This window comes from Bacillus sp. XB1, from assembly GCF_053557995.1.
The window spans coordinates 89,651-114,552 of record NZ_JBNRIL010000005.1; the positions used below are offsets into that span (position 1 = coordinate 89,651).

17 protein-coding genes, 3 pseudogenes and 2 riboswitches are annotated in these 24,902 nt (G+C 34.7%); of the genes and pseudogenes, 15 read left to right on the plus strand and 5 right to left on the minus strand.

Features of this window, described 5'->3' with window-relative positions; all coding sequences use genetic code 11:
* Position 1: 1 nt before the first annotated feature.
* Positions 2-796 (minus strand): ABC transporter substrate-binding protein, encoded by a 795-nt coding sequence (locus tag ACK1U5_RS24570; protein WP_000823768.1) that lies wholly within the window; start codon positions 794-796, stop codon positions 2-4.
* Positions 797-918: 122 nt separating this feature from the next.
* On the minus strand, positions 919-1,641 hold the full coding sequence (locus ACK1U5_RS24575) for an amino acid ABC transporter ATP-binding protein (protein WP_000616925.1): 723 nt from the start codon (positions 1,639-1,641) through the stop codon (positions 919-921).
* Positions 1,642-2,015: 374 nt separating this feature from the next.
* On the opposite strand from ACK1U5_RS24575, the pseudogene ACK1U5_RS24580 reads away from it, so the two are divergent.
* From ACK1U5_RS24580 to ACK1U5_RS24620, 9 genes and pseudogenes are all read left to right on the plus strand, one after another.
* Positions 2,016-2,201 (plus strand): annotated as a pseudogene (locus ACK1U5_RS24580) (HAMP domain-containing protein); the annotation flags it as partial.
* A 369-nt stretch (positions 2,202-2,570) separates the two neighbouring features.
* Positions 2,571-3,143: pseudogene (locus ACK1U5_RS24585) on the plus strand (methyl-accepting chemotaxis protein); the annotation flags it as partial.
* A gap of 146 nt (positions 3,144-3,289) precedes the next feature.
* The gene (gene argR / locus ACK1U5_RS24590; RefSeq protein WP_000711822.1) at positions 3,290-3,739 is read left to right on the plus strand and encodes an arginine repressor; all 450 of its coding nucleotides are present in this window, start codon (positions 3,290-3,292) and stop codon (positions 3,737-3,739) included.
* A gap of 268 nt (positions 3,740-4,007) precedes the next feature.
* Positions 4,008-5,240 (plus strand): arginine deiminase, encoded by a 1,233-nt coding sequence (gene arcA, locus ACK1U5_RS24595; RefSeq protein WP_000682331.1) that lies wholly within the window; start codon positions 4,008-4,010, stop codon positions 5,238-5,240.
* Positions 5,241-5,270: 30 nt separating this feature from the next.
* Positions 5,271-6,269, plus strand: a complete 999-nt coding sequence (gene argF / locus ACK1U5_RS24600; protein ID WP_000930289.1) for an ornithine carbamoyltransferase — start codon at positions 5,271-5,273, stop codon at positions 6,267-6,269.
* 99 nt (positions 6,270-6,368) lie between these two features.
* On the plus strand, positions 6,369-7,784 hold the full coding sequence (arcD, locus tag ACK1U5_RS24605; RefSeq protein ID WP_069604871.1) for an arginine-ornithine antiporter: 1,416 nt from the start codon (positions 6,369-6,371) through the stop codon (positions 7,782-7,784).
* A gap of 37 nt (positions 7,785-7,821) precedes the next feature.
* Complete coding sequence (arcC, locus tag ACK1U5_RS24610) at positions 7,822-8,784, plus strand: carbamate kinase (protein WP_000113947.1); 963 nt, start codon at positions 7,822-7,824, stop codon at positions 8,782-8,784.
* 200 nt (positions 8,785-8,984) lie between these two features.
* Positions 8,985-9,674 (plus strand): Crp/Fnr family transcriptional regulator, encoded by a 690-nt coding sequence (locus ACK1U5_RS24615; protein ID WP_448814842.1) that lies wholly within the window; start codon positions 8,985-8,987, stop codon positions 9,672-9,674.
* A gap of 156 nt (positions 9,675-9,830) precedes the next feature.
* Positions 9,831-10,514, plus strand: coding sequence for a hypothetical protein (locus tag ACK1U5_RS24620; RefSeq protein WP_000619194.1), 684 nt, complete (start codon positions 9,831-9,833; stop codon positions 10,512-10,514).
* A gap of 124 nt (positions 10,515-10,638) precedes the next feature.
* On the opposite strand, the pseudogene ACK1U5_RS24625 reads toward ACK1U5_RS24620, so the two are convergent.
* Positions 10,639-11,175: pseudogene (locus ACK1U5_RS24625) on the minus strand (BBE domain-containing protein); the annotation flags it as partial.
* 154 nt (positions 11,176-11,329) lie between these two features.
* On the opposite strand from ACK1U5_RS24625, the gene ACK1U5_RS24630 reads away from it, so the two are divergent.
* From ACK1U5_RS24630 to ACK1U5_RS24645, 4 genes are all read left to right on the plus strand, one after another.
* Entirely contained in the window at positions 11,330-12,994 is a 1,665-nt protein-coding gene (locus tag ACK1U5_RS24630) for a glycoside hydrolase family 13 protein (protein WP_070758049.1), read from the plus strand.
* Between the two features lie 205 nt (positions 12,995-13,199).
* Positions 13,200-14,837 (plus strand): PTS transporter subunit IIBC, encoded by a 1,638-nt coding sequence (locus ACK1U5_RS24635; protein WP_000705560.1) that lies wholly within the window; start codon positions 13,200-13,202, stop codon positions 14,835-14,837.
* A 4-nt stretch (positions 14,838-14,841) separates the two neighbouring features.
* Entirely contained in the window at positions 14,842-15,633 is a 792-nt protein-coding gene (locus tag ACK1U5_RS24640; RefSeq protein WP_000771984.1) for an endonuclease/exonuclease/phosphatase family protein, read from the plus strand.
* 305 nt (positions 15,634-15,938) lie between these two features.
* Complete coding sequence (locus ACK1U5_RS24645) at positions 15,939-18,884, plus strand: YhgE/Pip domain-containing protein (protein ID WP_048567383.1); 2,946 nt, start codon at positions 15,939-15,941, stop codon at positions 18,882-18,884.
* A 40-nt stretch (positions 18,885-18,924) separates the two neighbouring features.
* Here ACK1U5_RS24645 and topB read toward each other — a convergent pair whose 3' ends face one another.
* Positions 18,925-21,114 (minus strand): DNA topoisomerase III, encoded by a 2,190-nt coding sequence (gene topB, locus ACK1U5_RS24650; RefSeq protein ID WP_065704946.1) that lies wholly within the window; start codon positions 21,112-21,114, stop codon positions 18,925-18,927.
* Between the two features lie 226 nt (positions 21,115-21,340).
* Positions 21,341-21,450: riboswitch (TPP riboswitch) on the plus strand.
* Between the two features lie 72 nt (positions 21,451-21,522).
* Between topB and thiM the strand changes: the two genes are divergently transcribed.
* Positions 21,523-22,332 carry a hydroxyethylthiazole kinase gene (gene thiM, locus ACK1U5_RS24655; RefSeq protein WP_001056095.1) on the plus strand — a complete coding sequence of 270 codons (810 nt, stop codon included), beginning with the start codon at positions 21,523-21,525 and terminating at the stop codon, positions 22,330-22,332.
* Between the two features lie 15 nt (positions 22,333-22,347).
* Positions 22,348-23,007, plus strand: coding sequence for a thiamine phosphate synthase (thiE, locus tag ACK1U5_RS24660; protein WP_065704944.1), 660 nt, complete (start codon positions 22,348-22,350; stop codon positions 23,005-23,007).
* A 114-nt stretch (positions 23,008-23,121) separates the two neighbouring features.
* Here thiE and ACK1U5_RS24665 read toward each other — a convergent pair whose 3' ends face one another.
* Positions 23,122-24,435, minus strand: coding sequence for an anaerobic C4-dicarboxylate transporter family protein (locus ACK1U5_RS24665; RefSeq protein ID WP_000498691.1), 1,314 nt, complete (start codon positions 24,433-24,435; stop codon positions 23,122-23,124).
* 282 nt (positions 24,436-24,717) lie between these two features.
* Positions 24,718-24,802: riboswitch (cyclic di-GMP riboswitch) on the plus strand.
* Positions 24,803-24,902 lie beyond the last annotated feature (100 nt).

Here is a 24,902-nt window from a genome sequence, read left to right on the forward strand (position 1 = left end):
CTTACTTCGTTTTTTCCTCTTCACCGAGAATATTACGCCCGAACCATTTTTTACTGATCTTTTCATACGTACCATCTTTAATGATTTCATCTAACGCTTTATTTACTTTCTCAACCATTTCTTTATCATCTTTGCGAATAGCAATTCCCATTTCATCAAGATTTAATGGTTTTCCGGCTTCTTTTATATTTGATTTTCCTTCTTTTATCATACGTAGACCAACCATTTGATCCGTAATTACTGCGTCAACACGCCCAGGCTCTAAATCCATAAGAGCAGTAATATCGCTGTCATATTCAGTGATTTGATCTGTATATTTTGCAACAAGATTTTTAAAGGTACTAGCTTTTACAACACCAATTTTCTTACCTTTTAAATCTTCTGGAGAAGAGATAGCGTTATTCTTTTTAGCTACAAAAATTTGGGCGCCAGAGCGATAGTACGGATTTGAGAAACTAACAGCTTTTAAGCGCTCCTCTGTAATTGCCATACTACCCAGTATTACATCATATTTCTTCGCTTGAAGACCTTGAATCAGCGTTTCCCATGGGTTTGTAACTGGCGTAGCCTTCATGTTCATCTTTTTAGCAAGAGCTTCACCGATTTCTACATCAAAACCGACAAGTTTGCCGTCATTTTCTTTATAGTTAAAAGGTTTGTATAATCCACTCATCGCATAGCGAAATTCTTTTTCACCATTTGTTGAAGTAGTAGAGCTTTCTTTGCTACAAGCTCCTAGTATGAAAGATGTACATAGTGTAATGCTAGCAACAATGGTTAATAGTTTTCTTTTCATAAAACCCCTCCTATATATTGATCATACGGATGGTTTTTTAGTATGTTATTGAAATATTTTATTTGGATGATTAGTTGTGCACCGTATGAATGTATTGTTTTTCGTTCGAAACAAAAGTTACATTATAAAACGTTGCGTAAAAATTGTTTTGCCCGTTCATGTGATGGAGCTGAAAAGAATTGTGCTGGCGGAGCATCTTCTACAATCTTTCCATCATCCATAAAGATGACGCGATCAGCTACATCTCTTGCGAAATTCATTTCATGAGTAACAATAACCATTGTCATCCCTTCTTCAGCAAGTTCTTTCATAACTTGCAATACTTCTCCAACAAGTTCAGGGTCTAAAGCTGAGGTAGGCTCATCAAATAGCATAATCTTAGGGCTCATTGCAAGAGCTCGTGCAATGGCAATGCGCTGTTTTTGACCACCTGAAAGAAGATGAGGAGTTACATCTGCTTTATCTTGAAGGCCGACTTTTTGGAGAAGTTGAGTTCCAATATCCTTTGCATTTGCTTTCTCTAATTTTTTTACGTGAATAGGTGCTTCTATGATGTTTTCTAGTGAGGTCATATGAGGAAAGAGGTTAAAGTGCTGAAAAACCATACCGACATTTTCACGGACTTTATTTAAATTTGAATGCTTTGGATCAATTCGCTCACCTTGTAAGTGAATTTCGCCTTCATCGTACATTTCTAAAAAGTTAAGACAGCGAAGTAATGTACTTTTACCAGAACCACTGGCACCAATTAAAACAACAACTTCTTTTTCTTTTACTTCTAAATCAATTCCTTTTAACACATCAAGTGAACCGAATGATTTTACTAGATTTCGAACTTGAATCATACAAAACCCCCAGTTAAAAATATATTTTACAAATGTTGCCCCTTATTTCTGTTATTAGTCATAAATTGTCAGAATCCTTTATTTTTTTCGTGCAATTTGATATTCAAAGAAATAATTTTTTTAAAATCTCTATATCCTTCTATAATGAAAATATGGATAATAATATATAGGTAGTATTTATATTGCTTATAAAAAGGGGGAAAGGGAAGATGGAAAAAGAAAGGAAAACATTTTCTTTTGGATTACGTACACAACTTATGCTATTCACTACAGTTTTAGCTTTCATTACATATTCAACAAGTATCTTTTTTATTTACGTGATATACGATTATTTTCAAAGTTATATAAGTCAAACTGTATATAATATTATCGTTATGTTATTAGGGGTAGTATGGTCTGGAATTTTAGCATATGGAGCAGCCGTATTTTTAATTAAACCGCTTCGCAAGTTAGAGGAAGCGGCAAGAAAAGCAGCTGAGGGTGATATTCGTGAAGATGTTCCATTACCGAAGACAGATGATGAAATTAAATCTTTAAGTGTTGCATTTAATATGATGTTAGGAAACTTAAGGGGCATGGTAAAAAATATTGATACAACATTTTCGTATACAAATAATCAAGTACAGCAGATTAGAAAACAAACAGGCGAAGCAACGAGACAAGCGCAAGGTGTATCAGAGACACTTGCAGAAATTTCTTCAGGCGCTGAGCAATCAGCGGCATCAATTCAAGCAATTGTTTCTGCTGTTGATACAACGACTTCTATTGCAAGTGAAGTAGAAGAAAAAGCGAAGCAGTCTGATACATTGTCTTCAGAAATGGTTGAAGCTTTAGGGCATAGTACTCGTGTCTTTACGTCTTTAATTCAAGGTATTCAAACATTGGCAAAAGAAAATGAAGATTCAATGCAAAATGTACAGAAGTTAGAAGAACGAATGAAACAAGTAGAACATATTGTGTCTGTTGTGAGTGCGATTGCTAGCCAAACGAATTTATTAGCACTAAATGCTTCTATTGAGGCAGCTCGCGCAGGAGAGCATGGAAGAGGCTTTGCGGTTGTTGCGGAAGAAGTACGTAAACTTGCTGATGAAAGTGATCATTCTGCAAGAAACATATCGCAGTTATTACGGAATATGCAAGATGAAGTACAACAAGTTGCAATGAAAATGACAGAACAAGTGAAAATAGCTAAAGAAGAGGCGAAACGTGGGGAAGCTACGGAATTAATTTTAAAAGAAATGTCATCAAGTGTTATGGAAGTAGCCGATGCAACTCAGCAAATTAGTAGTTATATGAATGAACAAGTAAGCCACATTCATCAAACAGGAGCACAAACAAAAGCTGTAGCAGCAATTGCTGAAGAAACATCAGCTGGTTCGCAAGAAGTGGCGCGTGTGACGCTACAACAGTCTAAAAATATGATAGTAATCGATCAATTATTAAAGGATTTAGAGAAGCAAGCAACTGATTTGAAACAAACAATTGAACGATTTTCAATGTAAAAGGAAGAACAGAATGCTGTTCTTCTCTTTTTTATTTAGCTTGATTTAATATTTACAGTTAAACTATGAACGTTTCCGCAACATTCTTTTCTGCCCCTTTCGGATGAAAATTATAGCGAGCTATAATATTAAAAGGGGTGTCTTTTATGAAAAAAGAAAAAAGACAACGGTTAATTAAACAATTTGTAAAGGAGTATGAAATAGATAAGCAAGAAAGATTAGTAGAATTGTTAGCAAAAAAAGATGTATTAGTAACACAAGCTACGATTTCTCGCGATATTCGTGAGTTAAACTTAACGAAGGTACCTTCTCAAGAAGGATTAATGATATATAAAGTTTTCTCAGAAGAGCATTTACAAACTGATATAAAGTTAAAGAAAAAATTACGAGAAGTTGTTGTAAAAATTGATTGTGTAGATCAATTAATGGTTATTAAAACATTACCTGGTAATGCACATGTTATTGGTGTTTTATTTGATGAGTTAGATTGGAAAGAAAAAATAGGATGTATATGCGGAAATGATACATGCCTTATAATTTCACAGTCGAAATCAGATAGGGAGATTATAGAAGAAAGATTAAATTTAATTATTTAGATGCAAAAATCCTGTTTTTAATAAAATTAAAAACAGGATTTTTGTTTAAATACGGAAGTTAAATATTCAACATATATGCGTAATATATGTATTTTTTATTGAGAAAGCGAGATAGTTTGTTATAAAAATACATATTCGTATGATTTTAAAAAAATAACTTGTTTAATATTTCACAATGATAATGTGGATACTTTCACAAAGATGAAAGTGCAGAGCATTTATTATGTACTTGTAAGACATCAAACATATTTAAAAGGAGGTACAACAAATGAAACATCCGATACATGTTACTTCAGAAATTGGGGAATTACAAACGGTTTTATTAAAACGACCGGGTAAAGAAGTGGAAAACTTGACGCCAGATTATTTGCAGCAATTATTATTTGACGATATTCCATACTTACCAATTATTCAAAAAGAGCATGATTATTTTGCACAAACGTTACGCAATCGGGGTGTTGAAGTTCTTTATTTAGAAAAACTAGCCGCTGAGGCGTTAGTAGATAAAAAACTTCGAGAAGAATTTGTTGATCGTATTTTAAAAGAAGGACAGGCCGACGTAAATGTTGCACATCAAACTTTAAAAGAATATTTACTTTCCTTTTCAAATGAAGAATTAATTCAAAAAATTATGGGCGGTGTACGGAAAAACGAAATTGAAACAAGTAAGAAGACACATTTATATGAATTAATGGAAGATCACTATCCGTTTTACTTAGATCCAATGCCTAATTTATATTTTACTCGTGATCCAGCAGCTAGCGTGGGCGATGGCTTAACGATAAATAAGATGAGAGAACCAGCGCGTAGACGTGAATCATTATTCATGGAGTACATCATTAAATATCATCCAAGATTTGCAAAACATAATGTACCAATCTGGTTAGATCGTGATTATAAATTTCCAATTGAAGGTGGCGACGAGCTAATTTTAAATGAAGAAACAATTGCGATTGGAGTATCTGCTCGTACTTCAGCTAAAGCAATTGAACGTTTAGCTAAAAATCTCTTTAGCCGACAAAATAAAATTAAGAAAGTGTTAGCAATAGAAATTCCAAAATGTCGAGCATTTATGCATTTAGATACAGTATTTACAATGGTTGATTATGACAAGTTTACAATTCATCCAGCCATTCAAGGGCCAAAAGGGAATATGAATATTTATATTTTAGAAAAAGGATCAGATGAGGAAACTCTTAAAATTACACATCGTACTTCTTTAATGGAAGCATTAAAAGAGGTATTAGGCTTAAGTGAATTAGTTCTTATTCCATGTGGAGGAGGAGATGTAATTGCTTCTGCTCGTGAACAATGGAATGATGGCTCGAACACATTAGCAATCGCGCCAGGTGTAGTTGTTACATATGATCGCAACTATGTATCTAATACGTTATTACGGGAACACGGTATAGAAGTGATTGAGGTTCTAAGTTCGGAATTATCTCGTGGTCGTGGGGGTCCACGTTGCATGAGTATGCCAATTGTTCGTAAAGATATTTAGTATAAATAACGGAGAAAGTAGGGATGAATTATGTTAATGACTAGACCAAATTTAAAAGGAAGAAGCTTTCTAGCAGAAAAAGATTTTACACAAGAAGAATTATTATATTTTCTAGATTTGGCAGCAGAATTAAAAGAGAAAAAGAAAAATGGTATTCCGCATCATTATTTAGAAGGTAAAAATGTAGCGCTCTTATTTGAAAAAACTTCTACTCGTACACGTTGTGCATTTACAGTAGCATGTACAGATTTAGGAGCAAATCCTGAATATTTAGGGAAAGGTGATATTCAACTTGGGAAAAAAGAATCTGTAGAGGATACAGCAAAAGTGTTAGGGCGTATGTTTGACGGAATTGAGTTTCGTGGATTTAATCATGAAACCGTAGAATCTTTAGCACAAAATTCTGGTGTGCCAGTTTGGAATGGATTAACAGATATGTGGCATCCAACACAAACACTAGCAGATTTATTAACAATTAGAGAACATATAGGGAAATTGAAAAATGTGAAGCTCGTTTACGTTGGCGATGGACGAAATAATGTTGCTAATAGCTTACTAGTTGGTGGAGCAATCGTTGGAATGGATGTACGTATTTGTACACCGGAATCTTTATGGCCTGCACAAGAAGTAATTGATTTAGCAAAAAAATATAATGAACAGGTAATGATAACAAGTAATGTGGAAGAAGCTGTTGCGAATGCAGATGTAATTTATACAGATGTATGGGTGTCTATGGGGGAAGAAGAAAAATTTGCTGAACGTGTCGAGTTATTGAAACCTTATCAAGTAAATATGAAAATGATTAAAGCAACAGGGAATGAAAACGTGATTTTCTTACATTGTTTACCTGCATTTCATGATGTTGAAACGATGTATGGCGAAGAAGTTTATGAGAAATATGGGTTGAAAGAAATGGAGGTAACTGACGAAGTATTCCGCAGTAAACATTCAAAAGTATTTGATCAAGCTGAAAATAGAATGCATACAATTAAAGCGGTTATGGCAGCTACTTTAGGAAATATGGAGTAAAGAAGAAAGGGAGTCTTCCTTTCTTCTTTCTCCTCCTTTAGACACGATCATTCACTATTACTTTTGTATTGTTATTGCAATTTAAGAGAGGTGAGTGGAATGGGTGAAGATAAGAAATTAGGGTTGTTTACACTAACGGCTCTTGTAGTTGGGTCTATGATTGGCGGTGGAGCCTTTAATTTAGCGAGTGATATGGCAAAAGGTGCTGGTGCTGGAGCCATTATTATTGGCTGGGTTATAACAGGAATTGGGATGATTGCACTTGGATTATCTTTTCAAAATCTAACTGTAAAACGGCCAGATTTAGATGGTGGTATTTTTAGCTATGCAAAAGCAGGGTTTGGTAATTTTATGGGGTTTAATAGTGCGTGGGGATACTGGCTATCTGCTTGGCTTGGAAATGTAGCTTACGGTACATTATTGTTTTCTTCATTAGGATATTTCTTCCCGATCTTTGAAGGCGGTCAAAATGTAGAATCCATTATTGGTGCAAGCGTATTATTATGGTGTGTTCACATGTTAATTTTACGTGGAGTTCAATCAGCAGCCCTTGTGAATTTAGTAACTACAATCGCAAAATTAGTACCTGTATTTGTATTTATTTTCATAGGAATCTTCGCGTTTCATATTGATACGTTCTTAGATGGATTTTGGGGGCAAGCTGGTTCTTTTTCATGGGGAGCAGTTGGCAGCCAAGTTAAAAGTACAATGCTTGTAACTTTATGGGTATTTATTGGGGTAGAAGGGGCTGTTGTTTTATCCAGTCGAGCAAAAAATAGAAGTGATGTAGGGAAAGCAACCGTTATTGGCTTAATTGGTACACTCATCATTTACATTTTAATCACATTATTGTCTCTTGGACTTATGCAGCAAGCAGATATTGCAGGTTTGAAAAATCCGGCTATGGCTTATTTATTTGAAAGTGTTGTTGGAAAATGGGGTGCTATTTTTATTAATTTAGGTTTGGTCATCTCTGTATTAGGTGCTTGGTTAGGTTGGACTTTGCTCGCTTCTGAAATTCCATATTTAGCGGCTAAAGATGGAGTATTTCCAAAATGGTTTGCAAAAGAAAATAAAAATAAGGCTCCAGTAAATTCATTATGGATAACAAATGGTTTAATACAAATGTTCTTGTTAACATTCGTCGTTTCTGATCAGGCGTATAACTTTGCATTCTCTTTAGCATCTTCAGCTATTTTAATCCCATATGCTTTTTCAGCGTTTTATCAACTGAAGCATAGCTTAAAGTCTGAAGAAGCAGATCGAAATAAAAATATAATAATTGGCTTGATAGCCAGTATTTATGGCGTGTGGCTAGTTTATGCAGCTGGTTTAGAATATTTATTATTAACAATGACTTTATATGCGCCAGGTATTTTTATTTTTTACAATGTTCAAAAGCAAAAGAGTTCGAAGCAAATATTTACTCGAGTGGAATTAGCATCATCCGTAGCAATTGGTGCTTTAGCATTCTTTGCGATTTATGGATTAATTACAGGCAGTATTACTTTATAAAGCGCTGTGAAAGCGAAATCAACTGGAGGGCTGGAATATGGCACGAAGAAAAATTGTAGTTGCACTAGGGGGAAATGCGATACAGTCTGGAGAAGCTACTGCGGGAGCGCAGCAAGAAGCGTTGGAAAAAACGGCAGAACAACTTGTGAAAATAATGGAAAATGATGTGGATATAGTAATTGCGCATGGAAATGGCCCACAAGTGGGGAATATTTTATTACAGCAAAAAGCTGCAGAAACGGAAAAGACACCTGCAATGCCATTAGATACTTGTGGGGCAATGAGCCAAGGAATGATTGGATATTGGATGGAAAATGCGATTGAAAAGGCATTGAAAAAACGGAATATAAAAAAAGACGTAGCAACGGTTATAACACGCGTTGTTGTGGATAAAAAAGATGAGGCATTTAAAAATCCAACTAAACCAATCGGTCCTTTTTATACAGAAGAAGAGGCCAGAAGATTAATGGATGAAACAAAAGCAGTGTTTAAAGAAGATGCTGGTAGAGGATGGAGACGTGTTGTTCCATCACCGAAGCCTGTAAGTATTCATGAACATAAAGTGATTAATTCTTTGGTCGAAGATGGAAATATAGTGATAGCTGTTGGCGGAGGTGGAATTCCAGTAATTGATTCCGAAGAAGGGTTAAAAGGAACTGAAGCGGTTATCGATAAAGATTTCGCTGCACAGAAATTAGCAGAATTAGTAGATGCCGATACGCTCGTTATTTTAACTGCAGTTGATCATGTGTATGTAAATTATAATCAACCGAATCAAAAAAAATTAGAGCATGTCACAGTGAATCAATTAGAAGAATATATTGAAGAACAACAATTCGCTGCGGGAAGCATGCTTCCAAAAATTGAAGCTGCTATTAATTTTGTTAATACAAATCCAAAAAGAAAAACAATTATTACGTCTTTAGAAAAAGTATATGAAGCACTAGAAGAAAAAGCTGGTACTATTATTTCAAAACAGAATGTATGCATATATGTTTAAATTCTTATGTACGCTACTTAGTAGTAAAAAAGAATGGAGTTAGTAACTTCATTCTTTTTATTTATTAATATTTTTTGTACTCATTGTTCATAAAGTTTTCATGATGAAATCTGAATATGTAAGTTAATTATGATAAAATTCAAATTGAATACGCTTTCTTGATTTTTCGCTCCAACATACAGCAAGAGAGAGGGAATTTTATGAATAGACGGAACGTAGTTAAGGACTTAAAGCAGTTCGAATTATTTGCTCATTTAACAGAAAAAAAATTGAAAGGCTTAACAGAGTTTGTTTATTGGCGAACTTATAAAAAAGGTCAATTTTTATTTTTAGAAGGAGATTCAAGGGAAAGAATCTACTTCATGTTAGATGGTTTTGTAAAGTTAGAGCGGGTTAATCAAAATGGGAACTTATTATACGATGACTATGTAAAGCGATATTCTATTTTTCCTTATGGTGGCATGTTTACAGACAGAGGATATAACTATACAGCAGAAGCAATGACGGATGTGGAGGTATATTATATTCCAACGGTAATCTTTGAAGATATGGTAAAATCCAGCAGAGCGCAATTGATGTACGTTGTTCAGCAATTATCATCTATATTAAAATTGAACGAAAATCGAGTGCAAAATATTACAATTCCTAATGCACAAGATCGTGTTATCCAAACGTTAAATTATTTAATGCAGGATTTAGGAGAACAGAGTGGGGAAAAGATTGTAATTTCATGTCCACTTACAACAATTGAAATATCCAAAATATCTGGAACATCTCGAGAGACAGTTAGCAGCGTATTAAAACAATTAAAAAATGATAGCATTGTTACAATTTTAGATAAAAAAATTACAATACATGATCCAACATATTTTGAAGAAATTTCAATGTGAAAATTGTATATTGATTTTTTAATTCATAGTGTATATTAATAAGGTTCTTTATATATTTATAAGGAACTTTTTTACGTTATCCTCTATAAAAAGATTGTATAGTATGGTAATAATAGCTAAAATCGATAATAAAATACAAAGTGAAGGGGAGAAAGAATGATTCGTATTGAGTATGATCGATTAGTAGCTATTTGTTACAGTATAGGGGTTTTGTTATTATTAAAAATTCCAAATGATAATGAATTAATTGGGGAAAAACTATTCAATGTCTATAAGGTTCCGATACATACGTATGTTTATATGGATTATAAAGTCTCAAATATATTGATTGTTTCTTTCATACTACATGTAATTGCATTTATATTATTTTTAAAATGGCTAGGAAAAAAGGAGTCTAGTACATTTAGAAAAACGAATAAGATAAAAGTAGTAGGCATTAGTATTTTGATTGTAATGATGCCGTTTATTTTAAATACAATCCTCCAGACATTGAATAAAACATGGTACTACGCAGGAAAAACAGGGGTAGAAGCAATAGAATATAAAAAAGAAGATAGCCAGTGTAGAATGGAGAAAAATGGAGAGAATATCCAACCGAAGTGCATTGTTACTTTAAAAAATTATCGTAATCATTCACAAGCATTAAAAGTTGTTTTATACGATAATGCAAACGAGAATTCAAAAAGCTATCCAGTACCGAAACCAGTCTATTTACAAAAACATGAGACAAAGCAATTCGAATTTCAAGTTCCTGTTTCTTATAATAGAGGTATTGAAAAAGATAAAGTACCAAATATTAAATTACATTCATTGCATGAAAATGATACGAAATACAATTAATCTGTAAGTAAAAGTTTATGAGTAGGAGCAAGAATTTGAAACGATATAGAAAATCAACTTGAATCATCCAACATACTGCGAGGTAACGGTATATTGGATGATTTTTTTATGTTATCCCCTTTTTTCACGTATGAAAAGGAGGAATACTTTGTTGGAAATGAAAAACATCACAAGGATCATACATGGTTTTTACTTTACGTAATCTGTGAAAGTTAGAGCCATAATAACTAGTTTGCCAATTTTTAATGTCGATATCGGGCCAGTTCACATAGTCACCTAGTGTATAAGGATCTAAGCTTTCTCGTAAACCTTTAACCCAGCGTATATTTCGATTTTCTTCATCATCGCATTTCCAAGAGGTAATGTATTCTTGAGCAATAATTGCTTTACGATGAAAATAAGCCGTTTTATTCGGCGAAATATTTTCAACAGCACCTATGAGCGATTGATGCCAAATACTAGCATCTTTATTCGGTGCATGAGAAAGAAAGTATTGCATGATTTGAATGCCTTTAAGGGGAATAGGTTTATAGACATAGGAACCAGAGCGCTTGAAATTTTCAGGGATGTTACCGCTATTAAAAAATTCAACAGCCTTTATATAAGGAACTTCTTCTATAAAGAGAGAGGGGCTACCAGTTTCAAGAAGAGGTGAAGAATGAGATTTACCTTTGTGAGAAATAAATAAAGCATAAGAATAAAGAATCTACATAGAGTTCAATGAAAACAGTTGCAAACTGTTCATATTTTGTTATGATAGTGTTACGAAAACGTTTGCATAAAATTCCGATGGGATGCAAAAGGAGAGAATGACTATGAATAAGACATGGTGGAAAGAAGCGGTTGCTTATCAAATTTATCCACGAAGCTTTATGGATTCAAATGGTGATGGTATTGGAGATTTACAAGGTATTATTGCAAAACTGGATTATTTAAAAGATTTAGGTATAGATGTAATTTGGATTTGTCCAATGTATAAGTCGCCTAATGATGATAATGGTTATGATATTAGTGATTATCAAGATATTATGGATGAGTTTGGTACAATGGCAGACTTTGATGCTTTACTAGATGAAGTTCATAAGCGTGATATGAAGCTTATTATTGATTTAGTTATTAATCATACGAGTGATGAACATCCATGGTTTATTGAATCACGTTCATCTAAAGATAATCCGAAGCGTGATTGGTATATTTGGCATGATGGTAAAGATGGTGCGGAGCCAAACAACTGGGAAAGTATTTTTAATGGTTCGGCATGGGAATATGATGAAGAAACAGAACAATATTATTTACATCTATTCTCACGTAAACAACCAGATTTGAACTGGGAGAATAAAGAAGTTCGCGAAGTACTATATGATACGGTCAATTGGTGGCTTGATAAAGGTATTGATGGTTTCCGCGTTGATGCGATCAGTCATATTAAAAAAGAAGAAGGCCTTAAGGATATGCCAAATCCAAAAGAGTTAAAATATGTGCCATCTTTTGATAAACATATGAATGTGAAAGGTATTCAACCTTTATTAGAAGAGCTAAAAGAAAATACATTCTCTAAGTACGATATTATGACTGTTGGTGAAGCAAATGGCGTTAAGATTGAAGATGCTGAGCTATGGGTTGGAGAAGAGCAAGGTAAGTTCAATATGGTATTCCAATTTGAACATTTAAGTTTATGGGATGCAGAGAAGAAGAAAGACCTTGATATTGTAGGATTGAAAAAAGTATTAACGAAATGGCAAAAAGGATTAGAAAATAAAGGATGGAACGCTTTATATATTGAGAATCACGATAAACCACGTATCGTTTCAACATGGGGAGATGATAAACAATATTGGCGTGAAAGTGCAACAGCTCTAGGGGCGATGTATTTCTTTATGCACGGTACACCGTTTATTTATCAAGGCCAAGAAATTGGTATGACAAATGTTCAGTTACCAAATATTGAAGATTACGATGATGTAGCAATTAAAAATTTATATCGCGAGAAAATTGCAGAGGGCGTACCACATCAAGATATGATGGAGATTATATGGGCTTCTTGCCGCGATAATTCACGTACACCTATGCAGTGGAATGATGAGATGAATGCTGGTTTCACAACAAGTACACCTTGGTTTAGCATGAATCCAAATTACAAAGAAATTAATGTTGAAAAGCAAAAAAATGAAGAAAAGTCTATTTTCAATTTCTATAAGAAAATGATTGCCCTGAAAAAAGAGCACGATGTACTGAACTATGGTACGTACGATTTACTTTTAGAAGACGATCCACAAATTTATGCATATACACGTACGTTACAGGATGAAAAAGTCATTGTAATTAGTAATATCTCAAAAGAGGAAGCTGTGTATAATGAGGGTTCATTTGCACTAGAACGCAAACGTTTGCTTTTAAATAACTATGAAGTTGCGGAACATGAAGAAGTAACAACAATTGCTTTAAAACCTTATGAAACAAGGGTTTATCGCATTTCATAATAAAAAAGGATGCTCTTTGAGCATCTTTTTTTATGAAAAAAAATAAATTTCTATTGCAAAGTGAAAACGCTTTTATTAAAATAGATTTATGAAAACGGTTGCGTAAAGATAAAAATAAAGTAACATAAGGAATCGTTTTCATAAAGGGAACAGAAATTATAATTTAAATCATTATGTTGTTATAAATAAAGGGGAGGAAGAACAGATGAAAATTACGTCTTTTGATTTTTGGCAAAAGTTCGGGAAAGCTTTATTAGTTGTTGTAGCTGTAATGCCAGCAGCTGGTTTAATGATTTCCATCGGTAAGTTAATTGGTATGTCTGCTGGGGATGTTAACGCAGTTCATACAATCGCTCGCGTAATGGAAGACATCGGTTGGGCAATCATTACAAATCTACACATCTTATTCGCAGTAGCAATTGGGGGATCTTGGGCGAAAGATCGCGCGGGTGGTGCATTTGCAGCGCTATTAGCATTCGTCTTAACAAACCGAATTACAGGAGCTATATTTGGCGTAAACGCTGAAATGTTAGCGGATTCAAAAGCGAAAGTTTCTTCAGTAATAGCGGGAGATTTAATTGTAAAAGATTACTTTACTTCTGTACTTGGTGCACCTGCATTAAACATGGGAGTGTTCGTAGGGATCATCACAGGTTTCTTAGGAGCTACTTTATATAACAAATATTATAACTATAATAAACTGCCACAGGCATTAGCATTCTTTAATGGAAAACGATTTGTACCATTCGTTGTAATTCTTTGGTCTACAGTTACTGCGATTGTATTATCACTTCTATGGCCATTCATCCAAAGTGGGTTAAATGAATTTGGTCGCTGGATTGCAGCTTCAAAAGATAGCGCACCAGTTGTTGCACCGTTTGTATATGGAACGTTAGAGCGTTTATTATTACCATTTGGTTTACACCATATGTTAACGATTCCGATGAACTATACAGAGCTAGGCGGAACATATACGATGTTAACTGGTTCAAAAGTTGGACAAGTTGTAGCAGGACAAGATCCATTATGGCTTGCATGGATTACAGATTTAAATAATTTACTAGCAAATGGAGATACGAAGGCATATAACGATTTATTAAATAACGTTGTACCAGCTCGTTTCAAAGCTGGACAAGTTATCGGCTCAACAGCAGCGTTAATGGGGATTGCATTTGCGATGTTCCGTAACGTGGATAAAGAAAAGCGTGCAAAATATAAACCAATGTTTTTATCAGCAGCATTAGCAGTATTCTTAACAGGTGTAACAGAACCAATTGAATTCATGTTCATGTTTATTGCTCCAGTATTATATGTTGTATATGCTATTACAACAGGACTTGCATTCGCGCTAGCTGATTTAATTAACTTACGTGTTCATGCATTTGGATTTATTGAGTTAATTACTCGTACACCAATGATGGTTAACGCAGGTTTAACAAGAGACTTAATCAACTTTGTTATTGTTTCATTAGTGTTCTTCGGTCTTAACTTTACACTATTCAATTTCTTAATTAAAAAATTCAATTTACCAACACCAGGGCGTGCAGGTAACTATATTGATAATGAAGATGAGGCATCAGAAGGAACAGGAAATGTACAAGACGGTTCATTAGCAACAAAAGTTATCGATTTATTAGGTGGAAAAGAAAATATTGCTGACGTAGATGCTTGTATGACACGCTTACGTGTAACAGTAAAAGATTTAGATGTTGTTGCACCAGAAGCACAGTGGAAACAAAATGGTGCTTTAGGGCTTATTGTAAAAGATAAAGGTGTACAAGCGGTATATGGTCCGAAAGCTGACGTATTAAAGTCAGACATTCAAGATATGTTAGGTGCGTAATAATATGAAATTGCTAACTTTAAACTGTCATTCTTGGCAAGAAGAGAATCAAATAGAAAAGATACAATACCTTGCTAAAGTAATTCAAGAAGAAGAGTACGATGTCATCGCATTGCAAGAAGTAAGTCAGTCCATACAAGCTGAAAATGTATGCGGTAACAAGAAAGAAGATAATTTTGGACTTTTACTATTAGAAGAGTTAAAAGCGCTACATGTAAAAGATTACAATATTACTTGGGATTTCTCTCATATTGGTTATGACGTGTATGAAGAAGGATTAGCGATTATAACGAAGCATAATATTATAAAAGAAGATACGTTCTTTATTTCAGAAAACGAGGATACAACATATTGGAAAACGCGTAAAATTGTAAGTGCAACAATTGCTTATAATGGTAAGGATATAACGTTTTACTCTTGCCATCTCGGTTGGTGGAATGATGAAGAAGAGTTATTCGAAGGTCAAGTCGATCGTTTGATGGAGCGTGTAGATAGCAATAAGCTCGCCTTCTTAATGGGGGATTTTAATAACAATGCTCGGTTGGAAGGCGAAGGTTATGAGTATATGATGCAAAAAGGGTTGTATGACACATATGAATTAGCAATAGAGAAGGATGAAGGAACGACTGTCCAAGGTGAGATTGCTGGTTGGGATGAAAATAAACATAATTTGCGAATCGATCTAATATTGTGTAACCAAAGTAAAAAAGTTCATTCTTCAAAAGTTATTTTTAATGGTACAAACAGAAATGTAATTTCAGATCATTTCGGTGTAGAGGTTCAATTGGATATATAATAGAAGAAATCCTCACAGAGAATAAAAGCTGTGAGGATTTTTTTTAGGAATACAAGTATTTCCAAGAGAAAATACTTGTATTTTTTATGACATTTCATATATATTTGTTATTATTGAATGTAAAACCGATTTGGTCATTTTGTATTCATACTTTGACTCACTTCGTTATATAATGAAGTAAGTGAAAGTTAATGGGAAAAAATAGTACGTTTTTGGTTAATACACGATGTAGAAAGTGATATAATTGCAAAATGCATGTATCATTTTCTAAAGAAGGAAAAATATATAATTAGGTGATAACTTCTATGAAACAAATTTGGCGTATTTATAAGACAGATTTACGGAATGTAGCCAAACATTGGGCTGCAATTGTTATTGTTTTAGGATTAATGATTTTACCATCATTATATGCATGGTTTAACATTAAAGCTTCTTGGGATCCGTATGGAAATACAAAAGAGGTTCCTATTGCAGTTTCTAACCAAGATGCAGGTTCTAACTTAAGAGGGAAAGATATTAATATCGGGAAAGAGATTGTAGACTCCCTTAAGAAAAACAAAAATCTTGGCTGGAAATTTGTAGATGAAAAACAAGCAATTTACGGAGTTGAGCGTGGGGATTATTATGCAAGTATTACGATTCCAAAAGACTTCTCTGAAAAAATCGCAACTGTTCTGGATGAAAATCCGAAAAAACCAGAACTGGATTACTATGTGAATGAAAAAGTAAACGCGATCGCACCGAAGATTACAGCAAAAGGTGCATCAGGTATTACAGAAGAAATTAGTAAAAACTTTGTTAAAACAGCAAACGGTGAGATTTTTAAAATTTTCAATGACCTTGGAATCGATTTAGAAACAAACTTACCAAGTATCGAAAAAGTAAAAGATCTTGTCTTTAAGCTAGAAGCGCAGTTCCCAGAAATGAATACACTCATGGATAAGGCGTTAGATGATGCAACTCGAGCAGAAGATGTTGTGAAAGTAGCGCAAAAAGAGTTGCCGGTTGTAGAGAGTGTTATGAATGATGGGCAAGAAGCGTTAGGGAATTTAGATAAATTCTTTGCGAGAAATGATGAAACATTGAATCGCGCTCCGGGAACTATTAAAAATAATTTAACAGTAATGCAGCAGGGATTGGATGCTGCAGCGAAAATTACGGATTACTTAAAAAATCCGGCATTTGACTTTAATCTGACATTGCCAGATCCAGCTAAATTACCAGTCTTACCTAATATAACTATTCCACAAATACCAGAGATTCCAGCATTACCACAAGTGAATGGTGAAGGGTATAAAAATATTGCTAAAAATATTGATCAAACTGTAAACACTGTTTTTAATTCTACTCGTGTTGGAACGGCATATGTAAAGAGTGTTATGGATGGCCTTCAAAATAAAGGCGTGGATCCAGCTATAGCACAGAAAAATGTGCAGGATGCTTCAAAGCTCCTCCAAGAGCGTATCGATAGTGTTTCATATTTGATTGATTTCTTTACAGCTTTCAAGGAATCAGCTTCCACGGAATTCGGTAAACAGTTCTTTGGAAACAGAGTGGAAAGTTTAACGGTGCTTAAAAATTCTATGGTGGATGCTAACAATAGGGTTAAGCATGTAGGAGATTTAATTAGTTCCGGACAAGAAGTTAAACAAGATGTGCGAGATGCTGTAAATCAAAAATTAGATGCAGTAAATAATTTAGTAAATCAAGCTGAAAAGGATTATAATGCAACGTTTGTAGCTGATTTTGAAAAAGCAGTAAGTACAGCTGAGCAACTGAAAAGTAAGGCTGAAAATGCGCAAGAAAATGCACAGCAGCTTAGAGGCAATTTAAATCAAGATATAAATAAGGCTAATGAGATATTAAACAATGGTAGAGAGAAATATGATAAAGCTGTAAATGATTACAGTAGATTAAAAACGGAGCTTGAAAAAGCAAGAGAAGACTTAAGTAACAAAGGTGTTAACGGATTAGATTCTACAAAAGTAGCCTTAAATGATTTGAATGGGCAGTTCAAAGCAAGTTGGAATTTAGTTAATGACATGATTCCAGTTCTGGAAAGTACAAATAAAGTGTTAGCTGATGTGAATAGTGATAAAAACCTTAATGGTACAATTTCTAAGTTAAATAAAGCAAAAGATGGTTTGCAAAAAGGAATGGATTTAACTGATAAAGGAATTGACGCTATTAATAAAGGTCAAAAACCAGCAGCTGATGTTATTGAAAGTATTAATCAAGTGTCTAAAAGTGTTTCGGGCCAAATTGGTGACATTTTAGCTAAATATGACTCAGAAATCACTCCAAATTTCAATGCAGCAATTGCTCGCACAAAAGAGATGTCTAAAAATACATCTCAAATTTTAAAAGAGGCAGACAAAAAGCTTCCAGATGTTAAAAAATTACTAGAAGATTCATCAAAAGGTTTAGTAGATGGTAAAAAGAAATTAGCAGACATTAAAGCTGAAATGCCAGCTACTGAGAAAAAGATTAAAGAATTAGCAGATAAAATTCGTGATTTTGAATCTGAAGAGGATTTAAAAGACATTATACGCTTATTGAAAAATGATGTTGAAAAGCAAAGTGATTACTTTGCGAATCCAGTAAATTTAAAAGAAAATAAATTATTTGCGATGCCGAACTACGGTTCAGCGATGTCACCATTCTATACAGTGCTTGCATTATGGGTAGGCGCATTATTAATGGTTTCATTATTAACGGTAGAAGTACACGAAGAGGGCGCGAATTATAAGAGCCATGAAATTTACTTCGGACGTTTATTAACATTCTTAACGATAGGTCTTTCACAAGCGTTTATCGTATCGATGGGAGATATATTCTTACTCGGTACGTACGTAGTCGATAAGTTCTGGTTTGTGTTATTTAGTTTATTTATTGGTGGAGTCTTCGTTTGTATCGTATACTCACTCGTTTCTATTTTCGGAAACGTTGGGAAATCGATGGCGATTATTTTACTTGTACTACAAGTAGCAGGATCGGGCGGAACATTCCCAATCCAAATGACACCAGCGTTCTTCCAAGCGATTTATCCGTTCTTACCATTCACATACGCAATTAGCGCAATTCGTGAAACAGTTGGTGGAATGCTTTGGGATATCGTAACGCGAGATTTACTTGTGTTAAGTGCTTTCGTAGTAGTTATGATTGTTGCTGCGTTATTACTGAAAACACCAATTAACAAATCAAGTGAAAAATTTGTTGAGAATGCAAAAGGAAGTAAAATCATTCACTAAAATAAAAGGTTCCTACCGATAGAGGTAGGAACCTTTTTGTTTAATCAAATTTTAATTTTTTTAATGCTTCCGCGAATGGGTTATTTAATGGTTCTTCTTCTTTTTTCTGTTGTTTCATATATTTTTGAACGTCGCGTTTATCGGCTTTGTTTCCAGATTCTTTTTTACGTCGCTCTTGGAATGTTGATAATTTCTCGCGATAGCCACATTTACATGCGAAAATTTGGCCTGCACCCTCACCACGTAATTCTAGTTTCTTTTTACATTGCGGACAGCGAGCATTTGTTGTACGAGATACATTTTTACGATGACCACATTCACGGTCTTGGCATACGAGCATTTTCCCCTTTTTTCCATTTACTTCTAGCATTGGTTTACCGCAATCTGGACAAGACTTCGTTGAAATGTTGTCATGTTTATATTTCTTATCACTCGATTTAATTTCAGCAACAATTTCTTTCGTATAGTTCTTCATTTCCGAAATGAATACTTCTTTCTTTAATTTTCCTTTTGCAATTGCTTCAAGTTTTTGTTCCCACTCACCAGTTAGTGTAGGTGATTTTAATTCTTCTGGTACTAAATCAAGTAATTGACGACCTTTTGATGTAATGTGAATATCTTTACCACGTTTTTCAATTAAGAAAGAATTGAAAAGTTTGTCGATAATATCTGCACGTGTCGCTACAGTACCTAATCCACCAGTCGATTTTAACGTATCAGCAAGTTGTTTATTTTGCGTATCCATATATTTTGTAGGATTCTCCATTGCTGAAAGTAAAGTTGCTTCATTAAAGCGTGCAGGTGCTTTCGTTTGACCTGATGTTTGCATAAGTAACTTTACAGTTAATGTATCGCCCTTTTCAATGTGAGGTAGAATCTGCTCTTTTACGTCATCAGTTACATCATCGTCTTCAAATCGATTTTCGTATACTTCCTTCCAACCAGCATGTAAAATCGTTTTTCCGCGTGCAATGAATGTTTCATTGCCGACCTTTGTGCGTAACGTTAGTTGTTCGTATTCGAATGCTGGGAATAAAACAGCTAAGAAACGTTTTACAACTAAATCATAAATTTTGCGTTCTTTATCTGTGAATGCTGCGAAGTTAACGTATCCTTCTGTTGGAATAATCGCATGATGATCGCTTACTTTACTATCATCAACAAATGATTTGTTAGGTTTGATAGGCTTTTGTAATACTTTATGTGCGAAGGGACGGTATTCTCCAACACCACATGCTTTTAGACGTTCTGGAAGTGTTCCAACGATATCAGATGAAATGTAGCGTGAATCTGTACGAGGGTACGTTAGTACTTTATGCTGTTCATACAATTTTTGCATAATATTTAATGTTTCTTTAGCAGAGTAACCGAACTTTTTATTTGCATCACGTTGTAATTCAGTTAAATCGTAAAGACCAGGAGAGAATGACTTCTTCTGTTTCTTATCAATTTCCACAACAGCAGCATTTTGTTTATCTAAACTTTTTACAATACCATCGATTTTTTCTTTATTAAAACTACGGCTATTGCCATTTGCATCTTGCCAAGTAAGTTTGAGCTTCTCCATTGTTTGAGCTTCGATGCCGTAGTAAGTTTGAGCTTTGAAGTTCTTTATTTCATCCTCACGACTAGCAATCATAGCAACAGTAGGGGTTTGTACACGGCCGCAATTTAACTGGGCATTAAAGCGAGTCGTTAAAGCACGAGTTGCATTAAGACCGATATACCAGTCAGCTTCTGAACGTGCAACTGCTGAAGCATATAAATTGTCATATGCCTTACCTGGTTTTAAATTTGCAAAACCATCTTTAATTGCTTTATCGGTTACAGAAGAAATCCATAAACGTTTGATTGGTTTATTTAGCTTAACTTTATCGATAATCCAGCGTGCGACTAATTCCCCTTCACGTCCAGCGTCTGTTGCTACAATAATTTCATTTACATCTTTTCGAAGTAGCTGACTTTTTACAGCATTAAATTGTTTACCAGTTTGTTTAATAACCGTTAATTTCAAACGCTCAGGTAGCATCGGTAAATCTTCTAAATTCCACTTTTTATATTTCACATCATAACTTTCTGGATCTGCTAATGTAACGAGATGACCTAAAGCCCAAGTTACAATATATTTACTACCCTCAAGATAGCCGTTTCCTTTTTTATCACACTTCAGTACACGAGCAATATCTCGTGCAACGGAAGGTTTTTCAGCGATTACAACGCTTTTTGACATATTAAAAACATCCTTTCAAATTTCCATAAGTTAAATATAGCATACATCTTCTTGAGATTCAGTTTCGCTCCATATTTGATCGGTTTTTAGTGGGATGAACAAAACACTCACTGATTAAAGTTTCACTTGATTATGTTTATTGTTATATAGGTTGCTTCTATATTAAATAGAAAAGTAAAGAACTTGTTATTTTAGTAGAATAAGAGTAGACTTTGAAGTAGATGAATAATAAGCACATGGGAGTTTGTGGATGCAAACTGAGAGTATGACTAGTCCGTCATTGACCATTTGAACCTGTTGGATAATGCCAGCGTAGGGAGAGTGTAAAAGCACATGTTCAGGCACTTTGCGTACGCGCAAAGTGTCTTTTTGTGTATCTCCCATCATTATAGTTAGGAGATGAAAAGGATGAATATGAAAGAAATTAGTAAAGTAGTGGATTTGGTGAGAGAATCTAATCCGCTCGTTCATAATATTACAAATGTTGTTGTAACAAATTTTACTGCTAACGGTTTGTTGGCACTTGGAGCATCGCCTGTAATGGCGTATGCAAAAGAAGAAGTAGCAGAAATGGCTAGCATTGCTGGAGCGTTAGTATTAAATATGGGGACACTTCGTCCTGAAGAAGTAGAAGCGATGTTACTCGCGGGTAAATCAGCAAATGCGAACAATGTGCCAGTACTATTTGACCCAGTTGGTGCAGGAGCAACTTCGTATCGAACAGAAGTTGCGAGACATATTCCAGCCGAAATAGATTTAGCAATTATCCGCGGAAATGCGGCTGAAATAGCAAATGTTATTAATGAGAAATGGGAAATTAAAGGGGTAGACGCTGGTACTGGAAATGGCAATGTTGTAAGTATTGCAAGGCAGGCAGCAGATGAACTAAATACAGTTGCGGTCATTACTGGAAAAGAAGATGTTGTTACAGATGGAGAGAGAACTATTGTTATTCGAAATGGTCACCCTATTTTAACGAAAGTTACGGGAACAGGTTGTTTACTAACTTCTGTAATAGGAGCATTTGTAGCAGTGGAAAAAGATTATGTAAAAGCAGCAGTAGCCGCATTAACGTTTTATGGTGTAGCTTCGGAACTGGCAGCTGCTAAGGCGGTAGAAAAAGGGCCTGGTAGTTTCCAAATTGAATTTTTAAATCAATTAGCGAATACAACTTCAGGTGATATTGAGAAGTATGGGAAGATTGTGGAGTTAGAGTAAGAGGGAGTGAAAGAAATGGCACGCATTGAAATAGATAAAATGTCTAAGCTATTGCAAGTGTATTTTATTATGGGAAGTAATAACTGCACGAGGGATCCTTTAGCTGCATTGAAAGAAGCGTTAGATGGTGGAGTGACACTTTTTCAGTTTCGCGAGAAGGGGGAAGGTTCTTTAATCGGAGAAGATAGAGTGCGCTTTGCAAAAGAATTGCAGACGCTTTGTAAGGAATATAGTGTTCCTTTCATTGTAAATGATGATGTAGAATTAGCCATTGAATTAGATGCAGATGGTGTTCATGTTGGACAAGATGATGAAGGAATTACATCTGTTCGTGAAAAAATGGGAGATAAAATTATCGGCGTATCTGCTCATACAATTGAAGAAGCACGCTTTGCAATCGAAAATGGAGCAGATTATTTAGGCGTTGGACCTATTTTCCCAACGAGTACGAAAAAAGATACGAAAGCGGTTCAAGGAACGAAAGGGTTAGCTTATTTTAGAGAACAAGGAATTACAGTGCCAATCGTTGGTATTGGTGGGATTACAATTGAAAATACAGCGGCAGTTATAGAAGCGGGTGCGGACGGTGTTTCAGTTATTTCAGCAATTAGTTTAGCGGAATCTGCGTATGAAAGTACGAGAAAATTAGTTGAAGAAGTAAAGAGAAGTTTGTAGGGAAGGAAGTGTAGTATTTTAAGTGCTACATGAAGAAATAGACTGCCCAAAATTTAAACAAATATTTGATTAAAAAAGCACAAACCTTTTTAAATAAAGGTTTGTGCTTTTTCTTTAAAACATAATTGAAATTAAGAGCATTCCAATTCCGATAGAAGTAAATGTTGCAATTAGGCCCGGAATCATAAAACTATGATTTAATACGTATTTACCGATACCTGTTGTACCAGTACGGTCAAAGTTAATGGCAGCAACGATTGTTCCATAGTTTGGAATGAAAAAATATCCATTTACTGCAGGGAACATCGCAATCAGTAGCGCTGGTGGAATACCAAGAGATAGTCCAAGTGGCATTAAGGCACGAACTGTTGCTGCTTGGCTGTACAGTAAAATAGATAGAATGAATAGTGCGATAGCAAATAGCCAAGGTGCACTTGTTACTAAATGCTGAATCGATCCTTGAATCATATTTAAGTTTCCATTAAAGAAAGTATCTCCCATCCAAGCGATACCGAAAATAGCAACAACTGCTGTTGCTCCTGCTTTAAAGACGTTACCAGATACAATGCTTTCTACATTTGGTTTACAGAAAATAATAATAAGAGCCGCGATAGTTAACATAACCATCTCAATTGTGTTCGGCATGGAAAGACGGGCTAACTTCCCATCAACTATCCATCCTGGACGAAGTGCTTCAAATGAACCAAGAAGTACAACAAGGAAGGTTCCTACAAGGAAAAGGATAACTGATAATTTTGCGCCCTTTACACCTACAAATTCTTTTTTCTCTTCAAGCTTAGGAATTAATCCTTCTTTTAATCGTTTTAAGTATTCAGGGTCTTCATTTAATTCTTTTCCCATCTTACTAGCAACAAATGCAGCTATCATACAAGCGATGAAAGTAGAAGGGATACTTACTTTTAAAATATCTAATAAGGTGATTTTATAGTCAGCTAACATTGCTAAAAGTGCAACTGTTGCAGCTGATATAGGACTAGCTGTAATTGCTTGTTGGGAAGCAATTACGGCAATTGACATTGGTCGTTCTGGTCTAATTCCGGATTCGCGAGAGACTTCTGCAATAACAGGAAGTACAGAATAAGCAACGTGACCAGTACCTGCACATAGTGTGAATAAATAAGTAACAATTGGAGCAAAAAAAGTAATACGCTTTGGATTTTTTCGTAATGCCTTTTCAGCTAGATGAACAAGGTAGTCCATTCCTCCAGCGGCTTGCAAAGCACCAGCAGCTGTAATTACTGCCAAAATCATAAGCATTACATCGATAGGAGGCGCCGTTGGTTGTAAGTGGAAGACAAAAACGAGTATTGCCATACCAACTCCACCCATTACTCCTAAACCAACTCCGCCTAGGCGTGCACCAATAAAAATACAGAGTAACAAGGTAAGAAATTGTAGCCAAAACATGATAAACTACCTCCGAAATTCATTAGTTAAGATATATTCGAATAGTTTAATTTGAATGAAAATTAAATAAATACCCGAAGAAATCCTTGTTATTTATACATTTTTTATTATATAACATAAAAAAAGTAACATTCACGTACTTTTTGAAATTATTTTGAAAAAGCAATTCATTAAAAATTTGTATTTATATCTCTAAATAAGTAGACATTTTGATTTATATGTTGTAATCTTTGAAAGAGAATAAATTAATTCTCATAGAACTCCCATATCGTTCAACTCGTTCAGCGAGAAAGGCAAACTGATGGAAACATGAGGACGCAAAACTACAGGAGCTAAGGTCGAAAGGCTACGCTAGCCAGTTACCGGACGGATAGGGTTGGTCTTGGCCAATGCTTTTACATTGGCTTTTTTTTATTCTCGAACATATTGAGAAACATTTTCAAACAAAATATTCATATATTTTGTTT